Genomic DNA, 19382 nt, shown 5'->3' with positions numbered 1-19382 from the left:
TGACGACGCGCGGCGAAACCCGCATGGTTCTTCCATGACGCCGCCAAACACTCTTTGCCGGATTATTATCATCAGCTAGCTGAAAAGCTGGCTGGCGCCGTCATGTCTCCTCAAAATCGTGAGATCGACGCCCCGGCCAGAGCAGGGGAGTCCCATGTCCGCCGTCCTGAAACTTTACAACACGCTGACTCGCGAGCGCGAAGTTTTCGCGCCGATCGATTCCAGCCGGGTGCGGCTCTATGTCTGCGGCCCCACCGTCTATGATTTCGCCCATATCGGCAATGCGCGCCCGCTGATCGTGTTCGACGTGCTGTACCGGCTGCTGCGCGAGATCTACGGCTGGAAGCACGTCAAATATGTCCGCAACATCACCGACGTCGACGACAAGATCAACGCCCGCGCCGCCGAGCGCGGCGTGTCGATCCGCGAACTCACCGAAGGCACTAACGCCATCTTCCAGCAGGACGTGTCGGATCTGAACTGCTTGCCGCCGGATGTGCAGCCGCGCGCCACCGAGCATATCGCGGAAATGATCGCGCTGGTGGAGAAGCTGATCGCCGCGGGGCACGCCTACGCCGCCGACGGCCATGTGCTGTTCGACGTGCCGTCCATGCCCGACTACGGCCGGCTGTCGCGGCGCTCGCTCGACGACATGATCGCCGGCGCCCGCGTCGACGTCGCGCCCTACAAGCGCGGCGAGATGGATTTCGTGTTGTGGAAGCCGTCGAAAGAGGGCGAGCCGGGCTGGGACAGCCCGTGGGGCTTCGGCCGGCCCGGCTGGCATCTGGAATGCTCGGCCATGTCGCACAAGCACCTTGGCGAAGTGTTCGACATTCACGGCGGCGGCATTGATCTGGTGTTTCCGCATCATGAGAACGAAATCGCCCAGACCCGCTGCGCTTTCGGCCATGACGTGATGGCCAATGTGTGGATGCACAACGGCTTCCTGCAGGTGGAAGGCGAGAAAATGTCCAAGAGCCTGGGCAATTTCATCACCATCCACGAATTGCTGCATGAGGAGAAATTCGGCGGGCGGGCGTGGAAGGGCGAGGTTCTGCGCCTCGCCATGCTGCGCAGCGCCTATCGCCAGCCGATCGACTGGACGGTCAAGGCGCTGGAGGAGGCCGAAAAGGTTCTGCAACGCTGGTACGCCCTGCTGCGCGAGCGCAAGGCCAAGCCCGGCGTGCTGCCCGCGCCTTTCCTCGAAGCGCTGTGCGACGACCTCAACACGCCCAAGGCCATCGCCGAACTGCACGCGCTGGCGGGCGCCGGAGAGGCCGACCAGCTTTTGCGCGCGGCGAATCTGCTGGGGCTGCTGCATGACGATCCCGCCGTCTGGGACGCCAAAACCTCCGCCGACATCGACGTCGCCGCCGTGGAAAAGCTGATCGCGGAGCGCCTCGCCGCCCGCCGCGCCAAAAATTTCGCCGAATCCGACCGTCTGCGCGACGTTCTCGTCGGCATGGGCGTCAAGCTCATGGACGCGAAGAACAAGCAAACCGGCGAGTTGGAGACAAGCTGGGAGGTGGGGTGACTCCCTCTCCCCGCCTGCGGGAAGACGAAGCCTGACCGGCCTTCATCACATCGGACGCCCAATGACCCAACCTGACGACCGCGAAAAATCCTGGCGCGACTCGCTGCCCTTCCCGGCGCATTGGCTGTGGTACATCGCCGCCAAGATTGTCGTGCTCGGCTTGGCGATCATGATCGGCCTGCGCTGGAAGGGCTTGATCTGATGGCGGAAAATATCGCACTGCGGCCCGCTTTGCCGGCCGACGCGCCCGCGCTCGCGGCGTTGTTCCGCTTGAGCGTCGAAACCTTGGGCGTTGAGGATTATTCGGAAGCCCAGGTCGAGGCCTGGAGCGCCCTGGCCGAAGACGAGGCCGAATTCGCGAAAAAGCTCGCCGGCGCCCTCACCATCGTCGCGACGCTCGGGGGCGCGATCGCCGGCTTCGCCGCGCTCAAAGGCGCGGATGCGCTGTATATGCTCTATGTCCACCCGCATTTCGCCCGGCGCGGCGTCGCCAGCGCCTTGTGCGACGCGATGGAGAAACTCGCCGCCGCCCGCCAGGCGAAAAAACTCACCGTGGACGCCAGCGACGGCGCCGAAGGGTTTTTCGCGCGACGCGGCTATGCGCCGCAGAAGCGCAACATGACCTTCGTCGGCGACGAAGTTTTGGGCAACACCACCATGACCAAAGACCTTCCTGCCATGACGGGACCGACGCAATGACTCGCGAGCGCGTATATCTGTTCGACACCACCCTGCGCGACGGCGCCCAGACCACGGGGGTCGATTTCTCGCTCGACGACAAGAAGCAGATCGCCGGCCTGCTCGACGCCTTGGGCATCGACTATGTCGAGGGCGGCTATCCCGGCGCCAATCCGCTCGACACCGAATTCTTTTCGACCAAGCGCACGCGAAAGGCCCGGTTCACCGCCTTCGGCATGACCAAGCGCGCGGGACGCTCGGCCGCCAACGATCCGGGCGTCGCGGCGCTGATCGACAGCGCCGCCAGCGCCATCGCCTTCGTCGCCAAGGCCTGGGATTATCAGGTGCATGTCGCGCTCGGCTGCACGCTGGAGGAAAATATTGAAGGCATCGACGACAGCGTCAAGGCCGCCGTCACAGCCGGCCGCGAGGTGATCGTCGATTGCGAGCATTTCTTCGACGGGTTTAAAGACAATCCCGATTACGCCCTGCAATGCGCCGAGGCCGCGTATAAAGCCGGGGCGCGCTGGGTGGCTTTGTGCGACACCAATGGCGGCACATTGCCTCATGAAATCGAGGAGATCGTCCGCAAGGTGGCGGAGCGTGTGCCCGGCGACCATTTGGGCATCCACGCCCACAACGACACCGAACAGGCGGTGGCGAATTCGTTCGCGGCGTTGCGCGGCGGCGCGCGGCAGATCCACGGCGCGCTCAACGGGCTGGGCGAGCGTTGCGGCAACGCCAATCTGTGCTCGATCATCCCGACGCTGCTGCTGAAGAAGGACATGGCCGACCGCTACGAGATCGGCGTGTCGCTCGATTCGCTGCGGGGCCTGACCAAGCTGTCGCATACGCTCGATGAGCTGCTGAACCGCTCGCCGGATCGCCACGCGCCTTACGTGGGCGCGTCCGCCTTCGCCACCAAGGCGGGCATCCACGCCTCCGCCGTGTTGAAGGACCCGCGCACCTACGAGCATGTCACGCCGGAAAGCGTCGGCAACCAGCGCCGCGTGCTGGTGTCGGACCAGGCCGGCAAGTCCAACATTCTGGCCGAGCTGGAGCGTCTGGGCGTGACGGTGGCGCGCGACGACCCCAGGGTCAACCGGCTGCTCGCCACCGTGAAGGAGAAGGAGGCGCAGGGCTACGCCTATGAAGGCGCCGACGCTTCGTTCGAACTGCTGGCGCGCCGGGTTCTCGGCCATGTGCCCGCCTATTTCGAGATCGAGCGTTTCCGCGTCGATGTCGAGCGCCGCCACAATGCGCAAGGCGAACTCGAAACCTTTTCGGAAGCGACGGTGCGGGTCAATGTCGATGGCCAGAGCCTGATTTCCGCCGCCGAGGGCAACGGCCCCGTGCACGCGCTGTACCTCGCGTTGTGCAAGGATCTCGGCAAGTATCAGAAATTCATCGAGGATATCGAACTGCTGGATTTCCGCGTGCGCGTGTTCCAGGGCGGCGCCGACGCCGTCACCCGCGTGCTGGTGGAGTTCGGCGACCGCGACGGCGAGCGCTGGTCCACGGTGGGCGTCTCCGCCAATCTGATCGACGCCTCGTTCCAAGCGCTGCTCGACGCCGTCGCCTACAAATTGCTCAAGTCGGGCGCCGCCTGAGGCGGCCGGCTTAACGCGATCTTAAATGCGGCTCATGCAAGTGGAGGTTGTGGAAAAGGGATCGGGCCGCGCTCATGCGCTTACGCGAATTTTCTTTGCCGAAGAAACTGTTGCCGCGCCCAAGTCGTCGCCCGCGCCCGTCGCGGCGCGAAATCCGCGGGCGAAAATCGCCGCCGGCCCCCGCCGGACTGTAGCTGGACAGGCTTGCGCCTGATCATGGCCGGCGCAGCTTTATCACAATAATATCAGGCCATGTGAGGTCCGGGCGAGGCCCGGAGAGAGGAAACGCGTGAACGATATCGTCCCGCCGTCCGAAGCCGACCGAGACTCCACGGTCCCCGCCGACTCCGCGCCTTCGCCAACCTTTGCGCCGCCCCCCGCGCCAGCGAAAGCCGCGCCGGCCAAAGCCGCGCCGCCGGAGGCCAAATCCGCGCCCCGCGCTGGCAAGTCGGCCGAGGGCAAAAAGCACGCGCCCGAGGGCAAGGCGCCGGCCGCCGCCGCGTCCGAAGCCGCCGAGGCGCATCACCGGCTCGCGCAAATGCGCCACGATCCCGTCGCCATCCGCCGCGTCTTCGAAACCGGCGAATATCCCTACGCGCAGCACATGCGCACGGCGCCCTATGAAGAGCACATGCTGAAATTGCAGCAGGAATTGCTCAAGGCGCAGCGCTGGGTCGAGCAGGTCGGCGAGAAGATCGTCATGCTGTTCGAGGGGCGCGACGCCGCCGGCAAGGGCGGCACCATCAAGCGTTTCATGGAGCACATGAATCCGCGCACCGCCCGCGTCGTCGCGCTGCAGAAGCCGACCGAGCGCGAGCGCACGCAATGGTTCTTTCAGCGCTATATCTCGCAATTGCCGGCGGGCGGCGAACTCGTGCTGTTCGACCGCTCCTGGTACAATCGCGCCGGGGTCGAGCGCGTGATGGGCTTCTGCACCCCCACCGAATATCTCGAATTCATGCGGCAATGCCCCGAGTTCGAGCAGATGCTGGCGCGCTCCGGCGTGCGGCTGTTCAAATATTGGTTTTCGGTGTCGCGCGAGGAACAGCGCCGCCGCTTCGAGGCGCGCAAGGACGATCCGCTGAAACAGTGGAAGCTGTCGCCGATCGACCTGGCCTCGCTCGGCAAGTGGGATGAGTACACCGAGGCCAAGGAGGCGATGTTCTTCTATACGGACACCGCCGACGCGCCCTGGACGATCATAAAATCCGACGACAAGAAGCGGGCGCGGCTCAATTGCATGACGCATTTCCTGTGGTCGCTGCCTTATCCGAACAAGGATCTGTCCATTGTCCACGCCCCGGACCCGCTGATCGTCGGTTCGACCGAGCATGTCATCGGCCGCGACATGAACATCATCGACAAGACCGTTCATCCGAACTTGAAGAGGGGGTAGCCGGCATCGCATCGTGACGCTTGCGCTTTGCTGCGCTTGCGTTGAAACTGTCAAAGTTCCGTAACGTCGCCGAAACAGTCGGCGCTGACGCGATTCGCTTGCGCGGACCGACGTCCTCTAGGCAATGGAGATTCGCATGGTCAAAGTCCTCGTCAAGTTCAACGACCGGCACGTCAACGAGAACGAGATTCATTGGTTGGCCGAAAAGCTGCCGACCATCGTCGCGCCTATGTTCGACGATCCCGCCGATCCCGAAGCCCGCATTTTCGAGACCGACGTCGTGCTGCAGGTCGCGGAGGAAAAGCCCAGCGACTCGCACGCCCATGTCGAGATTCGCATCAGCGCGCAGCCGAGCGAAGCGCGCAAGCAGCGCGCCGGCCATATCGTCTACGCTTTGCGCCACGGCATCCGCCTGCTCGCGCATAGCGAGGGCCACGCGCCGAGTTTGCATGTGCTGGACGACCGCCGCCTGCTGATGGGCGTGGAATTCGTCGAACCCACGCTCGCCGCCTGAAGCGTTCCATCTCTGGGAATTCACAAGCGCAGCCGCTTCGGCTGCGCTTCTATTTTGCGCGCCCGTTTTTCGCCGGGGCGCCCGTCACATCTCCAGCGGGCCGCGCGTGATGGCGGCGACGCCGGTGCGCGAGACTTCCACCAGCCCGATCGGGCGCATCAGCTCGACGAAATCGTCGATCTTCTTCGGCGCGCCCGTCAGTTCGAAAATGAAGCTTTCGGTGGTGGCGTCGATGACGCGGGCGCGAAACGCTTCGGACAGGCGCAGCGCCTCGGTGCGGTTCTCGCCCTTGCCGCGCACCTTGATCATCGCCAGTTCGCGCTGGACGAAGGCGTTGTCGAGGGTGAGATCGGTGACGGTGTGGATCGGCACGATGCGTTCGAGTTGATGCGAGATCTGCTCGATGGTTTCGGGCGCGCCGGAGGTGACGACGGTGATGCGCGACAGTCCCTGGGCGTGGGCGACTTCGGCTACGGTCAGGCTTTCGATATTGTAGCCGCGGCCGGAAAACAGGCCGACGACGCGGGCGAGCACGCCGGGCTCGTTATCGACGAGCACCGAGAGGACGTGGGTTTCGTGGCGCTCGGTCTTGCCGGCGGAGGAGGAGTAGGGCGAAAGGGCGGCCTGGGCGTTCATGATGGGCGTTCCGTTTCTGAAATCAAAATCCTGGGCGTTGGCGTCCGCTCTCCGTGAAGGGGAGAGGGACAGGGCGAGGGGGAGAGGGGGCTTCGGCGCCCGACGCGGCGGCGGCTCGAAAGTCGAGGCCCGCGCCGGCGTCTCCCTCACCCCAACCCTCTCCCCGCATGCGGGGAGAGGGGGCTTGTTTCACACCAGCATCTTGCCCTTGTCGTCGATGACCTTGCCGATGTCTTCCTCGAAATCGGGCAGGATCATGTCGTTGTGGGCCTTGCCCGACGGGATCATCGGCAGGCAGTTCTCGGCCTTGTCCACCAGGCAGTCGAACAGCACGGCGCCGGGATGGTCGATCATCTCCTGGATCGCGGAATCGAGCTGCGCCGGGTCCGAGCAGCGGATGCCCTTCATGCCATAGGCGTCCGCCAGCTTGACGAAATCGGGCAGCGCCTCCGAATAGGAGGAGGAATAGCGCCCGCCATGCAGCAGTTCCTGCCACTGGCGCACCATGCCCATATATTCGTTGTTCAGGATGAAGATCTTGACCGGCGCCAGATATTGCTTGGCGGTCGACAGCTCCTGAATGTTCATCAGGATCGAGGCTTCGCCGGCGATGTCGATCACCAGCGCGTCGGGATGGGCCAGTTGCGTGCCGATGGCGGCGGGCAGGCCATAGCCCATGGTGCCGAGGCCGCCGGAGGTCATCCAGCGGTTCGGCTCCTCGAACTTGTAATGTTGCGCCGCCCACATCTGGTGCTGGCCCACTTCGGTGGTGATGTAGGTCTTGCGGTTCTTGGTCAGCTCATAGAGCCGCTCGACCGCGTATTGCGGCTTGATGGTGGTGGGAGACTTCTTGTAGCCGAAGCTCTTGCGCGCGCGCCATTGGTCGATCTGCGCCCACCAGGCTTTCAGCGCCTTGGGGTCGCTCTGATGCGCCTCGGCGCGCCAGAGGCGCACGATGTCTTCCAGCACATGGCCGCAATCGCCGACAATGGCCAGATCCACCATCACCGTCTTGTTGATGGAGGAGGGGTCGATGTCGATATGGATCTTTTGCGATCCCGGCGAGAAGGCGTCGAGGCGGCCGGTGATGCGGTCGTCGAAACGCGCGCCGACGCAGATCATCAGATCGCAATCGTGCATGGCGTTGTTGGCCTCGAAAGAGCCGTGCATGCCGAGCATGCCCAGCCAGTTCGGGCCGGAGCCGGGATAGGCGCCGAGGCCCATCAAGGTCGACGTGATCGGGAAATTGGTCTGCTGCACCAGTTCGCGCAGCAGGGTCGAGGCCTCCGGCCCGGCGTTGACCACGCCGCCGCCGGTATAGAGGATGGGCTTTTTCGCCTTGGCCATCATCGCCACGGCCTGCTTGATCTTGGCGAGATCGCCCTTGACCTGCGGCTGGTAGGTCTTGTGCTGGATGTTCTTCGGCGGCGTATAAGTCCCGCTGGCGAACTGCACGTCCTTGGGAATGTCGATCACCACCGGGCCGGGGCGGCCGGAGCGGGCGATGTAGAACGCCTCATGCAGGATGCGCGGCAGATCCTCGATCTTGCGCACGAGATAATTGTGCTTGGTGCAATGGCGGGTCAAACCGACCGTGTCGCATTCCTGAAACGCGTCGGAGCCGATCAGATGGGTCGGCACCTGGCCGGTGATGCACACGACCGGGATCGAATCCATCAGCGCGTCGGTGAGGCCGGTGATGGCGTTGGTGGCGCCGGGACCGGAGGTCACCAGCAGGCAGCCGACCTTGCCGGACGAGCGGGCGTAGCCTTCCGCCGCATGGGCCGCGCCCTGCTCGTGGCGGACGAGAACGTGCTGAATCTTCTTCTGCAGGAACAGAGCGTCGTAGATCGGAAGAACCGCGCCGCCGGGATAACCGAACAAATGCGTCACGCCCTGGTCCTGCAGGGCTTGCACCACCATTTCGGCGCCGGTCATGATCTTCGACATTTTCCGTTCCACCTTTTCTCGTATGGGCCTGTCGCCGCCTCGGGTCCGGTTCGCGACGCCGGAAATAAAAAAGGCCCCTTTCGGGACCCGGATCAAGCGCCAACCTCAGGTTATCCGGGTCAGACCCGGCCTGTTTCTGGCGCTTGCGATACTACGACGAGGATATTGGTCACGCGTGTCAATCTCCAGAGACCATTGTCGACTTCTCTATGACAGGCGCAATGCCTGGTCAAGAGCCTGTCCCAAAAAACGCGCGCGCGCGGCCGCATGCGGAAGCTTGACGGGATCGAAGGGCTAAATTAGTTTTCACGCGAAATATTCAACATTCTCTTCGTCTTGCTGTCAGAAAATCGCAGGCGATCAATGAAAGTTGCTGGCGGGTGATAAGTTGCAGATTTGTTACAGCCGCGAAATAAAGCACGCGTCCACCAGACGACTTTCAAATTTCTGCACTTCATCGAAGATGACGTTTAGGAATGGAAGTTTGCGATGAGCGCCGACACGCCGCGCGACGGCGCGTTCCAGTTGCTCGCCGCCGCCACGACGCGGCGTCTGCTGCAATCCATGCGGGACATTTGCGCGGAGGCAGAAGACGATCCCCTGCATGGCCCGGCTTCCTCGGAAATCGTGCTGTCGGCCTCGGCGGGGCGCAAGGCCGGGCGCAGTGTGATTTTCGCCGCCGACGCGGCGATCGCCGCGCCCGACTGGCTGGTGTTGTGCGAGACGCGCCCGGCGCGTGCGGGCCAAGGCGCTGAAGGAGGCGCTGAAGAGGGCGCCGTGTTCGGCTTCGTCCGGGCGCCTGCCGGGCGGCGGCGAGCCCCGCGAATTCGTTCGCCTCGCCTATTCCGTGCTGTTCGCGCGCGAAGCCGATTCCGCCGGTCTCGACCATTATGCGCGGCGCCTGTCCGGCGGCGCGATGACGCGGCCGGACATGGTCGCCGAGCTGCTCGCTTCGCCGGAGGCGCTGGCGCGCCCCTGGAGCTTCGCCCTGCTGCCGCTTGACGGCGAATTGAGCGCCGTGTTCGGCGCCGAAGGATTCGACGATTTGGCTCCGCCGCGCTTTCTGATCGAGGATTGACGATGGCGCGCAAGCCCAACGCTCTCGTACTCTGCTTCTTTCCCGCCTTTTCGCCGCCCTCGAGCGGCGGCGAGATGCGCTTGGGCGGGCTTTATCGCGAAGTCGCGCGCCATTACGACGTGACATTGCTGACCTCGACCGATTTCGGCGCGCGTTTCGAGGAGATTCAGCACCGTCCGGGCTTCCGCGAGCTGCGGTTTCCCAAGGATGATTTCTGGCGCAAGGCCTATGCGACGCTCGACGCCTCCGGCCTGTCGGGCGACCTGTCGCCGCTGGCCTTCGCGCTGGCGGTCAGCGATCCCGCCTGCGAATTGCGCCGCGTCGCGCGCGAACTGGCTGGCGACGCGGATGTCATCATCCACGACTTCCCCTATTCGGAGCCGATCTTCTCCGAGGGCGCGCCGGCGCCGGAAATCTACAATTCGCACAATGTCGAAGCCAGCCTGCTGTCCTCGATCGCGCGCGGCCCCGGCTTCGAGGCGGCCTGGCTGAAACTGCTGCGCATCGAACGCAATCTCATCCGTCGCGCGCAAAAAGTGTTCGCGACCAGCGCCGCCGACGCCGAGATCTTCCGCCTGCTCTATGGCGCCGCGCCGGAAAGCCTGTTTCTCTGCCCCAATGGCTATGCCGAGGAGGAGATCGCCGACATCGCCGCGCTGCGGGCTGGGGCGGCGCGCGATTCTGGCGCGCGGCCGACGCTGCTGTTCACCGGCTCGGGCCACCACCCCAATGTCGAGGCGGCGGAGAGCCTGCTGTCGTTGGCGCGCTATATGCCGGACTGCCGCTTCGTGATCGCCGGCGGCGTGTGCGGCGCGCTCGAACATTGGGCGCGCGGCGAAAATGTCGAGCTGTTCGGACCGTTCACCCCGAAGCAGAAGAAGGAGCTGCTGGCGGAGGCCGATCTTTACGTCAATCCGGTGACGCTCGGCTCCGGCACCAGCCTCAAGGCGGTCGAGGCGCTCGCCGCGCATCTGCCGATGGTTTCGACGCCGGAGGGCGTGCGCGGCCTCGATCTCACCCCCGACGAACATGCGCTGATCGCCCCGCGCGAAGATTTCGTGCTGGCGATCCGGCGCGCGCTGGCCGACGCCGACTTGCGCGCGCGCCTCGCGGCGGCCGGGCGGGATCTCGCCCGGACGCGATTCTGCTGGAGCGCGATCGCCGACCGCTTCGCCGCCGATCTTGCGGCGGAGCGCGCCGCCGATCTGGCCGATCCCGAGCCGTCGCGTCCGCTGGCGCTGGCGTTTAACGATTATTCGCTGAGCGGGCTGCAATCGGGCGGCGCCGCCCGCGTCGCCAATCTGCTCGGCGCGCTCGATTGCGACATCGTGCTGCTGACCTTCGCCGCCAGCGCGCAGGTCGTGCTGCTCGAGGGCGGCGTGCTGCAGATAGGCGCGCCCAAGAGCGCGGATCATCTGGCCTTCGAGGCCGGGGTGAACCGGGGCCAGACCATTTCGGTCAATGACGGGGTCGCGGCGCTGTTCGTCGCCGGCGCCCGCGCGCTGCGCGAGATCGCGGCCGGGCTGGCGCCGCGCGCCCAGGCGCTGATCTTCGAGCATCCGTACATGGCGCCGGCGCTCGACGAATTGCGCCGGCTGCGCCCGGATCTTCCGGTGGTCTATAGCGCGCACAATGTCGAAGCGGCGTTGAAGCGCACGCTGCTGCGCGGGCATCCGCTGGCGCGCAGCCTGGTCGGGTTCATCGCCGAACTGGAGCGGCGTCTGGTGACGCAGGCCGATCTGATCGTCTGCTGCACGGAGGCGGACCGGCGGCATTTCGCGGCCATGATCGACAAGCCGGTCGTGCTCGCCGCCAACGGCTGCCGGATCGCGCCGCTCGAACGGCCGCCAGCCATGGCCCGGGCGCAGAAGCGGGTGGGGTTCCTCGGGTCGAGCCATGGGCCGAACGTGGCTGCCGCCGATCATATCGTCTCGAAGCTCGCGCCGCTGTTTCCGCAGATTCGGTTCGAGCTGATCGGAACGGTCTGCACGGCGCTGACCGTGCGGCCGCCGGACAATGTCGTGCTGCATGGCGTCGCGCCCGAGCGCATGAAGACGTTTCTGATGCAGCAATGGGATCTGGCGCTGAACCCGCTGACCTCCGGCGGTGGCTCCAGCCTGAAACTGCCGGATTATATGGCGCACGGCCTGCCGACCCTGAACACGCCGGAGGGCGCGCGCGGCTTCGCGGTGGCCGAGCGGGGCGTCGGGCTGGTCGCGCCGCTGGCGGAATTTCCCGCGGCCCTCAGTCGCATGTTGGCCGATCCCGAGGCGCTGGCCGATCAGGGCCGGCGCGCCCGGGCCTATGCGGAGGATGAACTGTCCTGGGCCGCCGTCGCGCAAGACTACCGCGACGCGTTGCAGCCGCTGGTTCGCCCGCCCGCGCCGTCGCCGCAGCGCCGCCTGCTGGTGGTGACCTATCGCTACACCGAGCCGTCGCGCGGCGGCGCCGAGGAATATCTGATCGAGACGCTCAAGCGGCTGCGCGGGCGGTTCTCGCGCATCGACCTTGCGGCGGTCGATGTCGAGCGCATCGAGAATCGTCATCATTTCGGCTGCGAATTGACCGACGGCCCCGGCGCGGCCGGACGTCTCGGCGAATTGTTCGACAGCGCCCGCTATTTTCCCTGCGAGGAACTCAGCGAGCCGGAAATGCGCGAGCGCGCCAGCGATCTCGAGCGCGTCTGGGCCAGCGAGGAGTTTCATCTGCTCGCGCCCTTCGCCAAGACCTTCGCCGACCCGGCGTCGCCCCGGCTGTTTTCGGGCTTTTTCGGGCCTGAGGCGCATGATGGCGCGATCCGCCGCTGGACCGCGCCCGATTTCTCGTTCCTGCTGCCGCAGGACGCCCGGCTGTTTCAGTTGCGCGGCTTCGCCTCGGTCGCCAAGACGTTCTCGATGGTGCTGCTGCAGGCGCCGCGGGACGGCTCGGCGATCGTCAGCGTCAATTGCGAAACGCGGCTCTCGCCGCATTTCGACGTGCATTTCGCGCTGCCGCAAGCGCCGGACGATTGCGTGCGCATTCTGCTGTGCCGGGCGGAGGAGCATCAGGCGCCCGGCGATTACCGCCCGTTCGGCGTTCTGGTCGAGGCGGCCTGCGTGCTGTGCGGCGACCAGGACGTGTTCGCGCCGTTGACGACGCGCTGGGTCGATTTGACCCTCGAGCCGAGCGAGATGCTGCGCAGCCGGCAATTCGACGCCTGGGTCGAGGCGCTGCGCGGGGTGGCGCTGCGGCGCGAACCGGAAATCGACGCGGCCTTCGCCTCGGTGCGCGGCCCGCACGCGCCCGCCATGCAGGACTGGCTCGCCGCCCATGGCGGCGACTACGACGCCGTGCTGGTCCAGGGCGTGCCGTTCGACGTGGTTCCCAGCTCGGTGGCGACGCTGGCGGATGCGCCGGAACGGCCGCGCATCGTCACCTTGCCGCATTTTCACGGCGACGACCGCTTCTATCACTGGAAAATCTATTACGACGCCTTCGCCGCCGCCGACCGGACCTTGCTGTTCTCGTCCTCGCTGGCGCGCCGGCTGGGCGAGGCCGATAAATTCGCCGTGGTTCCCGGCGGCGGCGTGCGCGTCGAGGATCTCGGCGGCCCCGGCGTCGAGGCCGCGTTCCGCGCGGTTTGTCCGGTCGAGAATCCGTTTTTCCTCGTGCTCGGCCGCAAGACCGGCTCCAAGGGCTATCACGACGTGATCGAGGCGCATCGCCGGCTGCGCGCCGTGCGCGCCGACCTCGATCTGGTGATGGTCGGGCCTGACGACGACGGCGCGCCGGCGGAGGCGCCGGGGCTGCATGTGCTGGGGCGGCAAAGCCGCGAGGTGGCGCGCGGGGCTCTCGCCGGCTGCCTCGGCCTGATCAGCATGAGCCGCAGCGAGAGTTTCGGCATCGTGCTGTGCGAGGCGTGGCTGTTCGGCAAGCCGGTGATCGCCAACGCCAATTGCTATTCGTTCCGCGATCTCGTGCGCGATGGCGAGACGGGGCTGCTGGTGTCCGGCGTCGATGCGCTGGCTCAGGCGATGGCGCGGCTCGCCGACGATCCGCAAGCGCGGCGCCGCATGGGCGCCGCCGGATTCGTCGACGTCATGGCTCGTTATTCCTGGGAAACCTGCGCCGACGCCATTGACGCGCAATTGTAAAAGCATCCACGCAGACGGGCATGTCCTAGCGTGCGTGGGGCATCAGCGAGCAAATTTCGCGCGCTCGCGTGTATCGCGCAGACGGAATCCAATATTCCGGCCATCAATATTCACGGGGCCGCCAAATGTTTGTCGGAACATGACAATCCAGCTGCGCCTTGGCTGGCTTGCGCGTGGAGTTTTGATCCACTATAAATAGACTGTTCGCCACGGGAATTTGGGAAGCCTATGTCCAGCACCGAGAGTCTGCCTGCGACTGTCGCAGCGCGTTCGAAGGGAGCCCGTGATCAAGGCTCCCAGCCCGAGGGCTTCCCGCATGGGGATGAAAAGCACAAATCCGCGCTCGAATGTCTGTGCATGGTGGCGGCGCAACACGCCATCACGGTGACGGTCGAGGAGGTCATGCGCGACAACGCCTTGACCGATCCCGCGGTCGATTACGAGGCTCTGGTTCATTGCGCGCGCAAGGCCGGGCTGAAAGCCAAGCTGGTGCATCTCGACTGGAGCGGGCTGACGCAGATCGGCAAGGCCCTTCCCGCCATCATTCGGCTCAAGACCGGCGCGAGCCTGGTGCTGACCCGCGTCTCTTTTGATGAGAACGCCCCGCTCGGCGTGGTGCTCGAAGATCCCAACGCCGCCGAAGGCGCGGATCTGTTCGTCGATTGGCTGCGCTTTCAGGAAATCTGGACCGGCGAAGTCCTGCTGGTCCGCCGCAATTACGATTTCAAGGACGAAGAACAGCCGTTCAGCCTGAAGTTCATCTTCGCTCTGGTCCTGCGGGAACGCCGGCTCGCCCGCGACGTGGCGATTTGCGCGTTGATGCTGAGCTTTATCGCTCTGGCGCCGATCATCTATTTCTCGTTGATCGGTCAGAAGGTGATCACCTACCGGGCGATGAACACCTTCACGGTGTTGTCGATCGGCATGCTGGTGGTGATCGTCTTCGAGACGATTTTCGGCTATTTGCGCTCGTACCTGCTGGAGTTTCTGACCTCCCGGGTCGATGTGCGGCTGTCGGAATATATGTTCGATCGCCTGCTCACCCTGCCGATCGACTATTACGAGCGCCACGAAATCGGCCGCATCATGCACGACGTGCAGGAATTGTGGAAAATCCGCAATTTCCTGACTGGCCAGGTGTTTGGCACCGTGCTGGACTCGATGGTGCTGGTGTTCTTCCTGCCTGTGATGGTCTATTTCAATCCGACGCTCACCGTTGTCGTGCTGGCGTTCTGCGGGATGATCGTTTTGTGGCTGCTCGCGATGCTGCCAACCTTGCGCGATGCGACCGGCAAGGTCGTGGAGGCGCAGACGGCGCGCGGCTCGTTCCTTTACCAGACGGTCGCGGGCATGCGCACGGTGAAGTCGCTGGCTCTCGAAGGGCGCCAGCGCCGCGAATGGGACGTGCTGGTGGCCCGCGCGGCCAAGGCCATCAATCATCAGGCCAAGATCGCCGCCATCGTCCAGACCGGCGTGCGCCCCCTAGAGCGGCTGGCGGTCACCGGCAGCTACGGCTTCGGCGTCTATCTCGCGCTGTCGGACAAGGACCCCGTCCATATCAGCTCGCTGTTCGCCTTCCTCATGCTGTCGCAGCGCGTCGCGGGCCCGCTGATGCAGATGGCCCAGTTGATCACCCAGGGCGACGAGGCGCGCGCGGCGCTCGAAATCGTCAAGCGGATCCTCAACCAGCCGCGCGAGGAAGGCATTGGCGACGGCGGCGTGCGCAAGCCGCTCAGCGGCCACGTCGAATTCTCCAAGGTGCGCTTCACCTACAAGGGCGCGCTGGTGCCGGCCATCGACGGTCTGTCCTTCGAGATTCCGGTCGGCGCGACGCTGGGCGTCGTCGGGCGCTCCGGTTCGGGCAAGACGACGGTGACCCGGTTGCTGCAGCGGCTCCATGCCGAATATGAGGGGCTGATCAAGATCGACGGCGTCGACGTGCGCGAATATAACGTCGCGCATCTGCGCCGGAACCTTGGCGTGGTGCTGCAGGAAAACTTCCTGTTCCGCGGCACGATCCGCGAAAACATCATCGCCGCCAAACCCGATGCGAGCTTCGACGAAGTTGTGCGGGCGGCGCGGCTCGCCGGCGCCGAAGAATTCATCGATCGCCTGCCGCGCGGCTACGACACCTATATCTATGAAGGCTCGCCGAACCTGTCCGGCGGCCAGCGCCAGCGTCTCGCTATCGCGCGCTGCATGATCCTCGACCCGAAAATCCTGATTTTCGACGAGGCCACCAGCGCGCTCGACCCGGATTCCGAGTCGATCGTGAACGAGAATATCCGCAAGATCGCCAAGGGCCGGACCGTGATCTCGATTTCGCACCGGCTGTCGTCGCTGGTGAATTCGGACGCGATCCTGGTGCTGGAGCGCGGCAAGTTCCTCGACATGGCCCCGCATCAGACCTTGCTGGAGCGTTGCGAGATCTATCGCAATCTGTGGCTGCAGCAGAACGGCCATATCGAAGCCGCCGCGTCGAATCGTGCGGCTGGAAGGGGGACGAGCCTTGTCTAAGAACGCCCTCGCGACCGTACGGTCGTTCCAGTCCGAAATCGCCGCCATTCGAGAGGCGCCCGATCCGCTGTCGGCCCGCCTGACTTTGTACGCCGTGGTCGCCATGGTGGTGTCCATGGTGGTGGTTCTGACGGTGATGCAACTGGATCGCGTCATTTCCAGCACCGATGGCAAGATCACGCTCACCGCGCCGCGCGACGTGTTTCAGGCGCTCGACACCGCGATCATCAAGTCGATCAATGTCCGGCAGGGCGATTACGTGAAAAAGGGGCAGCTGCTCGCCACGCTCGACCCGACCTTCGCGGACGCCGACGTGCTGCAATTGAAGCAGCAGCTCGCCAGCCTCGATCCGCAAATCGTGCGCGACGAGGCGGAGCTGTCCGGCAAGACGCCGGTGTTCCCGGTGTCGTCCGATCCGACGGAACAGAAATATATCGAGCTGCAGAAGTCGCTGTATGACCAGCGCATGGCGCAATACAAGGCGCAGATCAACAGCTTCAAGGAAAAGGAAAACCAGACGCAGGCGAGCGTCGTGAAGATCCAGGGCGATATCGTCCGGATGAAGGAGCGCGTCGAGATCGCCGCCAAGGTCGAGGAGATGCGCAACAAGCTGCTGGCGAGCGGCGCCGGTTCGCTGCTCAACCAATTGTCCTCGAAAGATCAGCGCGTCGAGCAGGCCCGCACCCTGGAAAATCTCGTCAACAGCCTGAAGGAGAGCGAGGCGCAGTCCTCGTCGCTGCGCGCGGATCGCGAGGCCTTCGTCCAGCAATGGTCCACCGCGATCAGCCAGGATTTGGTCACCGCCCGCAACACCCGCGACACGGCGCGCGCGCAGTTGGAGAAGGCGCAAAAGCACCATGACCTCGTGCAGATCTTCGCGCGGGACGATTCCATCGTTCTGACCGTCGCCAAGCTGTCGGTCGGCTCGGTGCTCAAGGAGGGCGACGAGTTCATGTCCGCCATGCCGGCCAATGTTCCGGTGGAAGCGCTGGTCAGCGTCTCGACTCGCGACATCGGCTTCATTCGGGTCGGCGATCCCGCGCAATTGCGGGTGGACGCGTTCGATTTCGTGCATCACGGCTATGCCGATGGGCGCGTCAAATGGATCAGCGAAGGCGCCTTCACCACCAATGACGACACCGGCCAGCCGGCCGATCCCTACTATCGGGTCGGCATCGCCATCGAGGATTATCATTTCATCAATGTGCCCGAGAATTTCCGGCTGATGCCCGGCATGACCCTGACCGCCGACGTCAAGGTCGGCACGCGCGCGGCCGGCGAATATCTGTTCGAGGGCATGGCCCGGCGCGTCACCAGATCGATGCGCGAACCATGATGAATCCCTTGCGACGCGCGGCGAGCCAGGCGTTGAGGCTCGCCGATCAGGTCCTGGTGTCCCGGCTCAAGCAGAACGCCCAACGCGCGTTCGAGGAGGAGCACCACCAGGCTGCGGTGCGGCTGTGGCTGCGCGCTTACGAGGTTGGCGACGTCGAGAGCGCGTTCCGCATCGCCGACTGCTACGAAAAGGGTTTTGGCGTCCAGAGGAATTGGGCCGACGCCATCAACTGGCACCGGCGCGCCGCCGAGCAGGGCCATGTCGAGGCTCAGTTCCGGCTGGGACGCGCGCTGCTGGACGGCGCCAAGGCGCCGCTGCCGGAATATTGGCGGCGCACGACCCGCGACGCCGATACGGCCGCCCGCGTGTCGGAAGCGCTTTACGGCGCCGGCGGGCGTCACGCCGCCAGCCCCGACGAGGCGCTCGACTGGCTGCGGAAGGCGGCCGAAGCCGGTCTGGCGCAAGCGCACGCCCTGCTGGGCGTGATTAACGTTCTCGGCAAAATCACGCCGCAGGATTACGCCCGGGGCCTATGGCATTTCGAACGCGGCGCGGAGGGCGGCGACGCCTCCGCGCAATTCGGGCTCGCCGACATTCTCTACCGCGGTCTGGCCGGCGAGGCCGATCGCGCGCGCGGCGCCGATTGGTATGAGAAGGCCGCCGATCAAGGCCATTCCAGCGCGCAGGTCGCCATGGCGACGATCTATCGCGATGGGGCCGGCCGCGACGCCGATCCCGAGCGGGCGGCCCATTACATGGGGCTGGCGGCGGAGGGCGGCGAACCTTATGCGCAATTCGAATACGCGATGATGCTGCAGCGCGGCGAAGGCGTCGTGAGCGATCGCTCCCGCGCCGAGACCTTCCTGCGCAAATCGGCCAAACGCGATCATTTCCCGGCCGTGCTCGCGCTGGCCGATTTCTACAGCCATGGCGGCGCGGTCGAGCCGGATTGGCGCGAAGCGGCGCGCTGGCGGCTTCGGGCGGCGGAACTGGGCGACGTCAACGCCATGTTCATCTACGGCCGTCACGCCGCCAACGGCCTGGGCATGCCGGTCAACCTCAACGAGGCGGCGCGCTGGTTCCTCAAGGCCGCCGAGCAGGGCCACGCCACGGCCGCGTTCAATGTCGCCGTGTTCTACCAGCATGGCCAGGGCGTCGAACAGGATCTGAGCCAGGCGCTGCGCTGGTGCGAATATGCGGCGGAGCAGGGGCTGCGCGAGGCCAAGGTGAAACTGGCCGAGCTGCATCTGGCCGGGGCGGGCGGCGAACGCAACGCGCCGAGGGCGGTTGAGTTGCTGAAGGAGGCTTCCGACGCGGGCGACGGATACGCCAAGACCCAGCTGGCGCTGATCTATTTGGAAGGCCGCGACGTCTTCAAGGATTCGCGCAAGGCCGAGAGGCTGCTGCTGGATGCGCTGGACGCCGGCTATGTCGCGGCGTCCCTGCAGCTCGGGCACCTCTATTCCGGCTATTACGATCCGGCGCGGGTCAATCCCCAGGACGCGTTCAGCCATTATCTGGTCGCGGCGCAGGCCGGCAATCCGATCGCGCAGCACCTGGTCGGCAATCAATTGCTCGGCCGCAAGGAACCGGCGGCGGCCCGCGAGGGCGCGCACTGGCTGCGCAATGCGGCGGAGGCCGGTCTCGCCGCCGCGCAATTCCAGCTGGGCGTGGTCTATTGCCAGGGCGAGGCGGTGGAAAAGGACCTTGCGGAAGCGGTGCGCTGGTATGAACAGGCCGCCGGGCAGGGCCACGCCCTCGCCCTTTACAATCTCGGCGTAATGATTTTGAAGGGGCTGGGCGTGGAAGCCGACCCCGAAAAGGGCATGGATTTGATCAAACGCGCCGAGGCGCAAGGCGCGCTCGGGGCTCCCAAGGCTCCGGCGGCCAAATCGAGCGGCGGTTCCGGCCCGGACGCCGCCGTTCAGTCCGGTCAGGCGCCTGCCCGGGCTGAGAGCAACCCGACGCTCACTGCGGTCAAGCCTGTCGGTTGAGAAAAT

14 protein-coding genes are annotated in these 19382 nt (G+C 65.3%); 11 read left to right on the top strand and 3 right to left on the bottom strand.

Annotated features, from left to right (window positions below; translation table 11 throughout):
- Window positions 1-154 precede the first annotated feature (154 nt).
- The 6 genes from cysS (at window position 155) to CFB24_RS04355 (ending at window position 5732) form a co-directional block, all read left to right on the top strand.
- Window positions 155-1534 carry a cysteine--tRNA ligase gene (gene cysS, locus CFB24_RS04375; protein WP_088519306.1) on the top strand — a complete coding sequence of 460 codons (1380 nt, stop codon included), beginning with the start codon at window positions 155-157 and terminating at the stop codon, window positions 1532-1534.
- Between the two features lie 61 nt (window positions 1535-1595).
- The gene (locus CFB24_RS22995) at window positions 1596-1736 is read left to right on the top strand and encodes a hypothetical protein (protein ID WP_170068149.1); all 141 of its coding nucleotides are present in this window, start codon (window positions 1596-1598) and stop codon (window positions 1734-1736) included.
- Window positions 1736-2233: a GNAT family N-acetyltransferase gene (locus tag CFB24_RS04370; protein ID WP_088519305.1), complete on the top strand. Its 498-nt coding sequence runs from the start codon at window positions 1736-1738 to the stop codon at window positions 2231-2233. Before CFB24_RS22995 ends, CFB24_RS04370 begins: the two co-directional genes overlap by 1 nt.
- Complete coding sequence (cimA, locus tag CFB24_RS04365) at window positions 2230-3822, top strand: citramalate synthase (protein ID WP_088519304.1); 1593 nt, start codon at window positions 2230-2232, stop codon at window positions 3820-3822. Before CFB24_RS04370 ends, cimA begins: the two co-directional genes overlap by 4 nt.
- 298 nt (window positions 3823-4120) lie before the next feature.
- Window positions 4121-5218, top strand: coding sequence for a polyphosphate kinase 2 (gene ppk2 / locus CFB24_RS04360; RefSeq protein ID WP_425332113.1), 1098 nt, complete (start codon window positions 4121-4123; stop codon window positions 5216-5218).
- 136 nt (window positions 5219-5354) lie between these two features.
- Entirely contained in the window at window positions 5355-5732 is a 378-nt protein-coding gene (locus tag CFB24_RS04355) for a hypothetical protein (protein ID WP_141098348.1), read from the top strand.
- Between the two features lie 84 nt (window positions 5733-5816).
- On the opposite strand, the gene ilvN is transcribed toward CFB24_RS04355, so the two are convergent.
- The 3 genes from ilvN to CFB24_RS04340 all read right to left on the bottom strand — a co-directional run bounded on the left by ilvN (window position 5817) and on the right by CFB24_RS04340 (window position 8924).
- The gene (gene ilvN, locus CFB24_RS04350; protein WP_088519302.1) at window positions 5817-6368 is read right to left on the bottom strand and encodes an acetolactate synthase small subunit; all 552 of its coding nucleotides are present in this window, start codon (window positions 6366-6368) and stop codon (window positions 5817-5819) included.
- A gap of 189 nt (window positions 6369-6557) precedes the next feature.
- Window positions 6558-8318, bottom strand: a complete 1761-nt coding sequence (locus tag CFB24_RS04345) for an acetolactate synthase 3 large subunit (RefSeq protein ID WP_088519301.1) — start codon at window positions 8316-8318, stop codon at window positions 6558-6560.
- Window positions 8319-8717: 399 nt separating this feature from the next.
- Window positions 8718-8924 (bottom strand): hypothetical protein, encoded by a 207-nt coding sequence (locus CFB24_RS04340; RefSeq protein WP_088519300.1) that lies wholly within the window; start codon window positions 8922-8924, stop codon window positions 8718-8720.
- Between the two features lie 130 nt (window positions 8925-9054).
- On the opposite strand from CFB24_RS04340, the gene CFB24_RS04335 reads away from it, so the two are divergent.
- The 5 genes from CFB24_RS04335 to CFB24_RS04315 all read left to right on the top strand — a co-directional run bounded on the left by CFB24_RS04335 (window position 9055) and on the right by CFB24_RS04315 (window position 19376).
- Window positions 9055-9396, top strand: a complete 342-nt coding sequence (locus tag CFB24_RS04335; RefSeq protein ID WP_088519299.1) for a DUF4214 domain-containing protein — start codon at window positions 9055-9057, stop codon at window positions 9394-9396.
- Window positions 9397-9398: 2 nt separating this feature from the next.
- The gene (locus CFB24_RS04330; protein WP_088519298.1) at window positions 9399-13529 is read left to right on the top strand and encodes a glycosyltransferase family 4 protein; all 4131 of its coding nucleotides are present in this window, start codon (window positions 9399-9401) and stop codon (window positions 13527-13529) included.
- Between the two features lie 228 nt (window positions 13530-13757).
- Window positions 13758-16046, top strand: a complete 2289-nt coding sequence (locus tag CFB24_RS04325) for a peptidase domain-containing ABC transporter (RefSeq protein ID WP_088519297.1) — start codon at window positions 13758-13760, stop codon at window positions 16044-16046.
- Window positions 16039-17382: an HlyD family type I secretion periplasmic adaptor subunit gene (locus CFB24_RS04320; RefSeq protein WP_244593168.1), complete on the top strand. Its 1344-nt coding sequence runs from the start codon at window positions 16039-16041 to the stop codon at window positions 17380-17382. Before CFB24_RS04325 ends, CFB24_RS04320 begins: the two co-directional genes overlap by 8 nt.
- Window positions 17379-19376 (top strand): tetratricopeptide repeat protein, encoded by a 1998-nt coding sequence (locus tag CFB24_RS04315; protein ID WP_088519296.1) that lies wholly within the window; start codon window positions 17379-17381, stop codon window positions 19374-19376. The genes CFB24_RS04320 and CFB24_RS04315 overlap by 4 nt, the downstream gene beginning before the upstream one ends.
- Window positions 19377-19382: the final 6 nt, after the last annotated feature.

The sequence above is a fragment of the Rhodoblastus acidophilus genome, from assembly GCF_900187365.1.
GTDB lineage: Bacteria > Pseudomonadota > Alphaproteobacteria > Rhizobiales > Beijerinckiaceae > Rhodoblastus > Rhodoblastus acidophilus.
This window is presented reverse-complemented; position numbering and strand designations above follow the sequence as displayed.

Bases quoted from the DNA above. Each gene is read 5' to 3' on its own strand.
- CFB24_RS22995 (WP_170068149.1), top strand. From the start codon at position 1,596: ATGACCCAACCTGACGACCGCGAAAAATCCTGGCGCGACTCGCTGCCC.
- CFB24_RS04325 (WP_088519297.1), top strand. From the start codon at position 13,758: ATGTCCAGCACCGAGAGTCTGCCTGCGACTGTCGCAGCGCGTTCGAAG.
- CFB24_RS04340 (WP_088519300.1), bottom strand. From the start codon at position 8,924: ATGCAGGGGATCGTCTTCTGCCTCCGCGCAAATGTCCCGCATGGATTG.
- CFB24_RS04370 (WP_088519305.1), top strand. From the start codon at position 1,736: ATGGCGGAAAATATCGCACTGCGGCCCGCTTTGCCGGCCGACGCGCCC.
- CFB24_RS04330 (WP_088519298.1), top strand. From the start codon at position 9,399: ATGGCGCGCAAGCCCAACGCTCTCGTACTCTGCTTCTTTCCCGCCTTT.
- CFB24_RS04315 (WP_088519296.1), top strand. From the start codon at position 17,379: ATGATGAATCCCTTGCGACGCGCGGCGAGCCAGGCGTTGAGGCTCGCC.
- ilvN (WP_088519302.1), bottom strand. From the start codon at position 6,368: ATGAACGCCCAGGCCGCCCTTTCGCCCTACTCCTCCTCCGCCGGCAAG.
- cysS (WP_088519306.1), top strand. From the start codon at position 155: ATGTCCGCCGTCCTGAAACTTTACAACACGCTGACTCGCGAGCGCGAA.
- CFB24_RS04345 (WP_088519301.1), bottom strand. From the start codon at position 8,318: ATGTCGAAGATCATGACCGGCGCCGAAATGGTGGTGCAAGCCCTGCAG.
- CFB24_RS04355 (WP_141098348.1), top strand. From the start codon at position 5,355: ATGGTCAAAGTCCTCGTCAAGTTCAACGACCGGCACGTCAACGAGAAC.
- cimA (WP_088519304.1), top strand. From the start codon at position 2,230: ATGACTCGCGAGCGCGTATATCTGTTCGACACCACCCTGCGCGACGGC.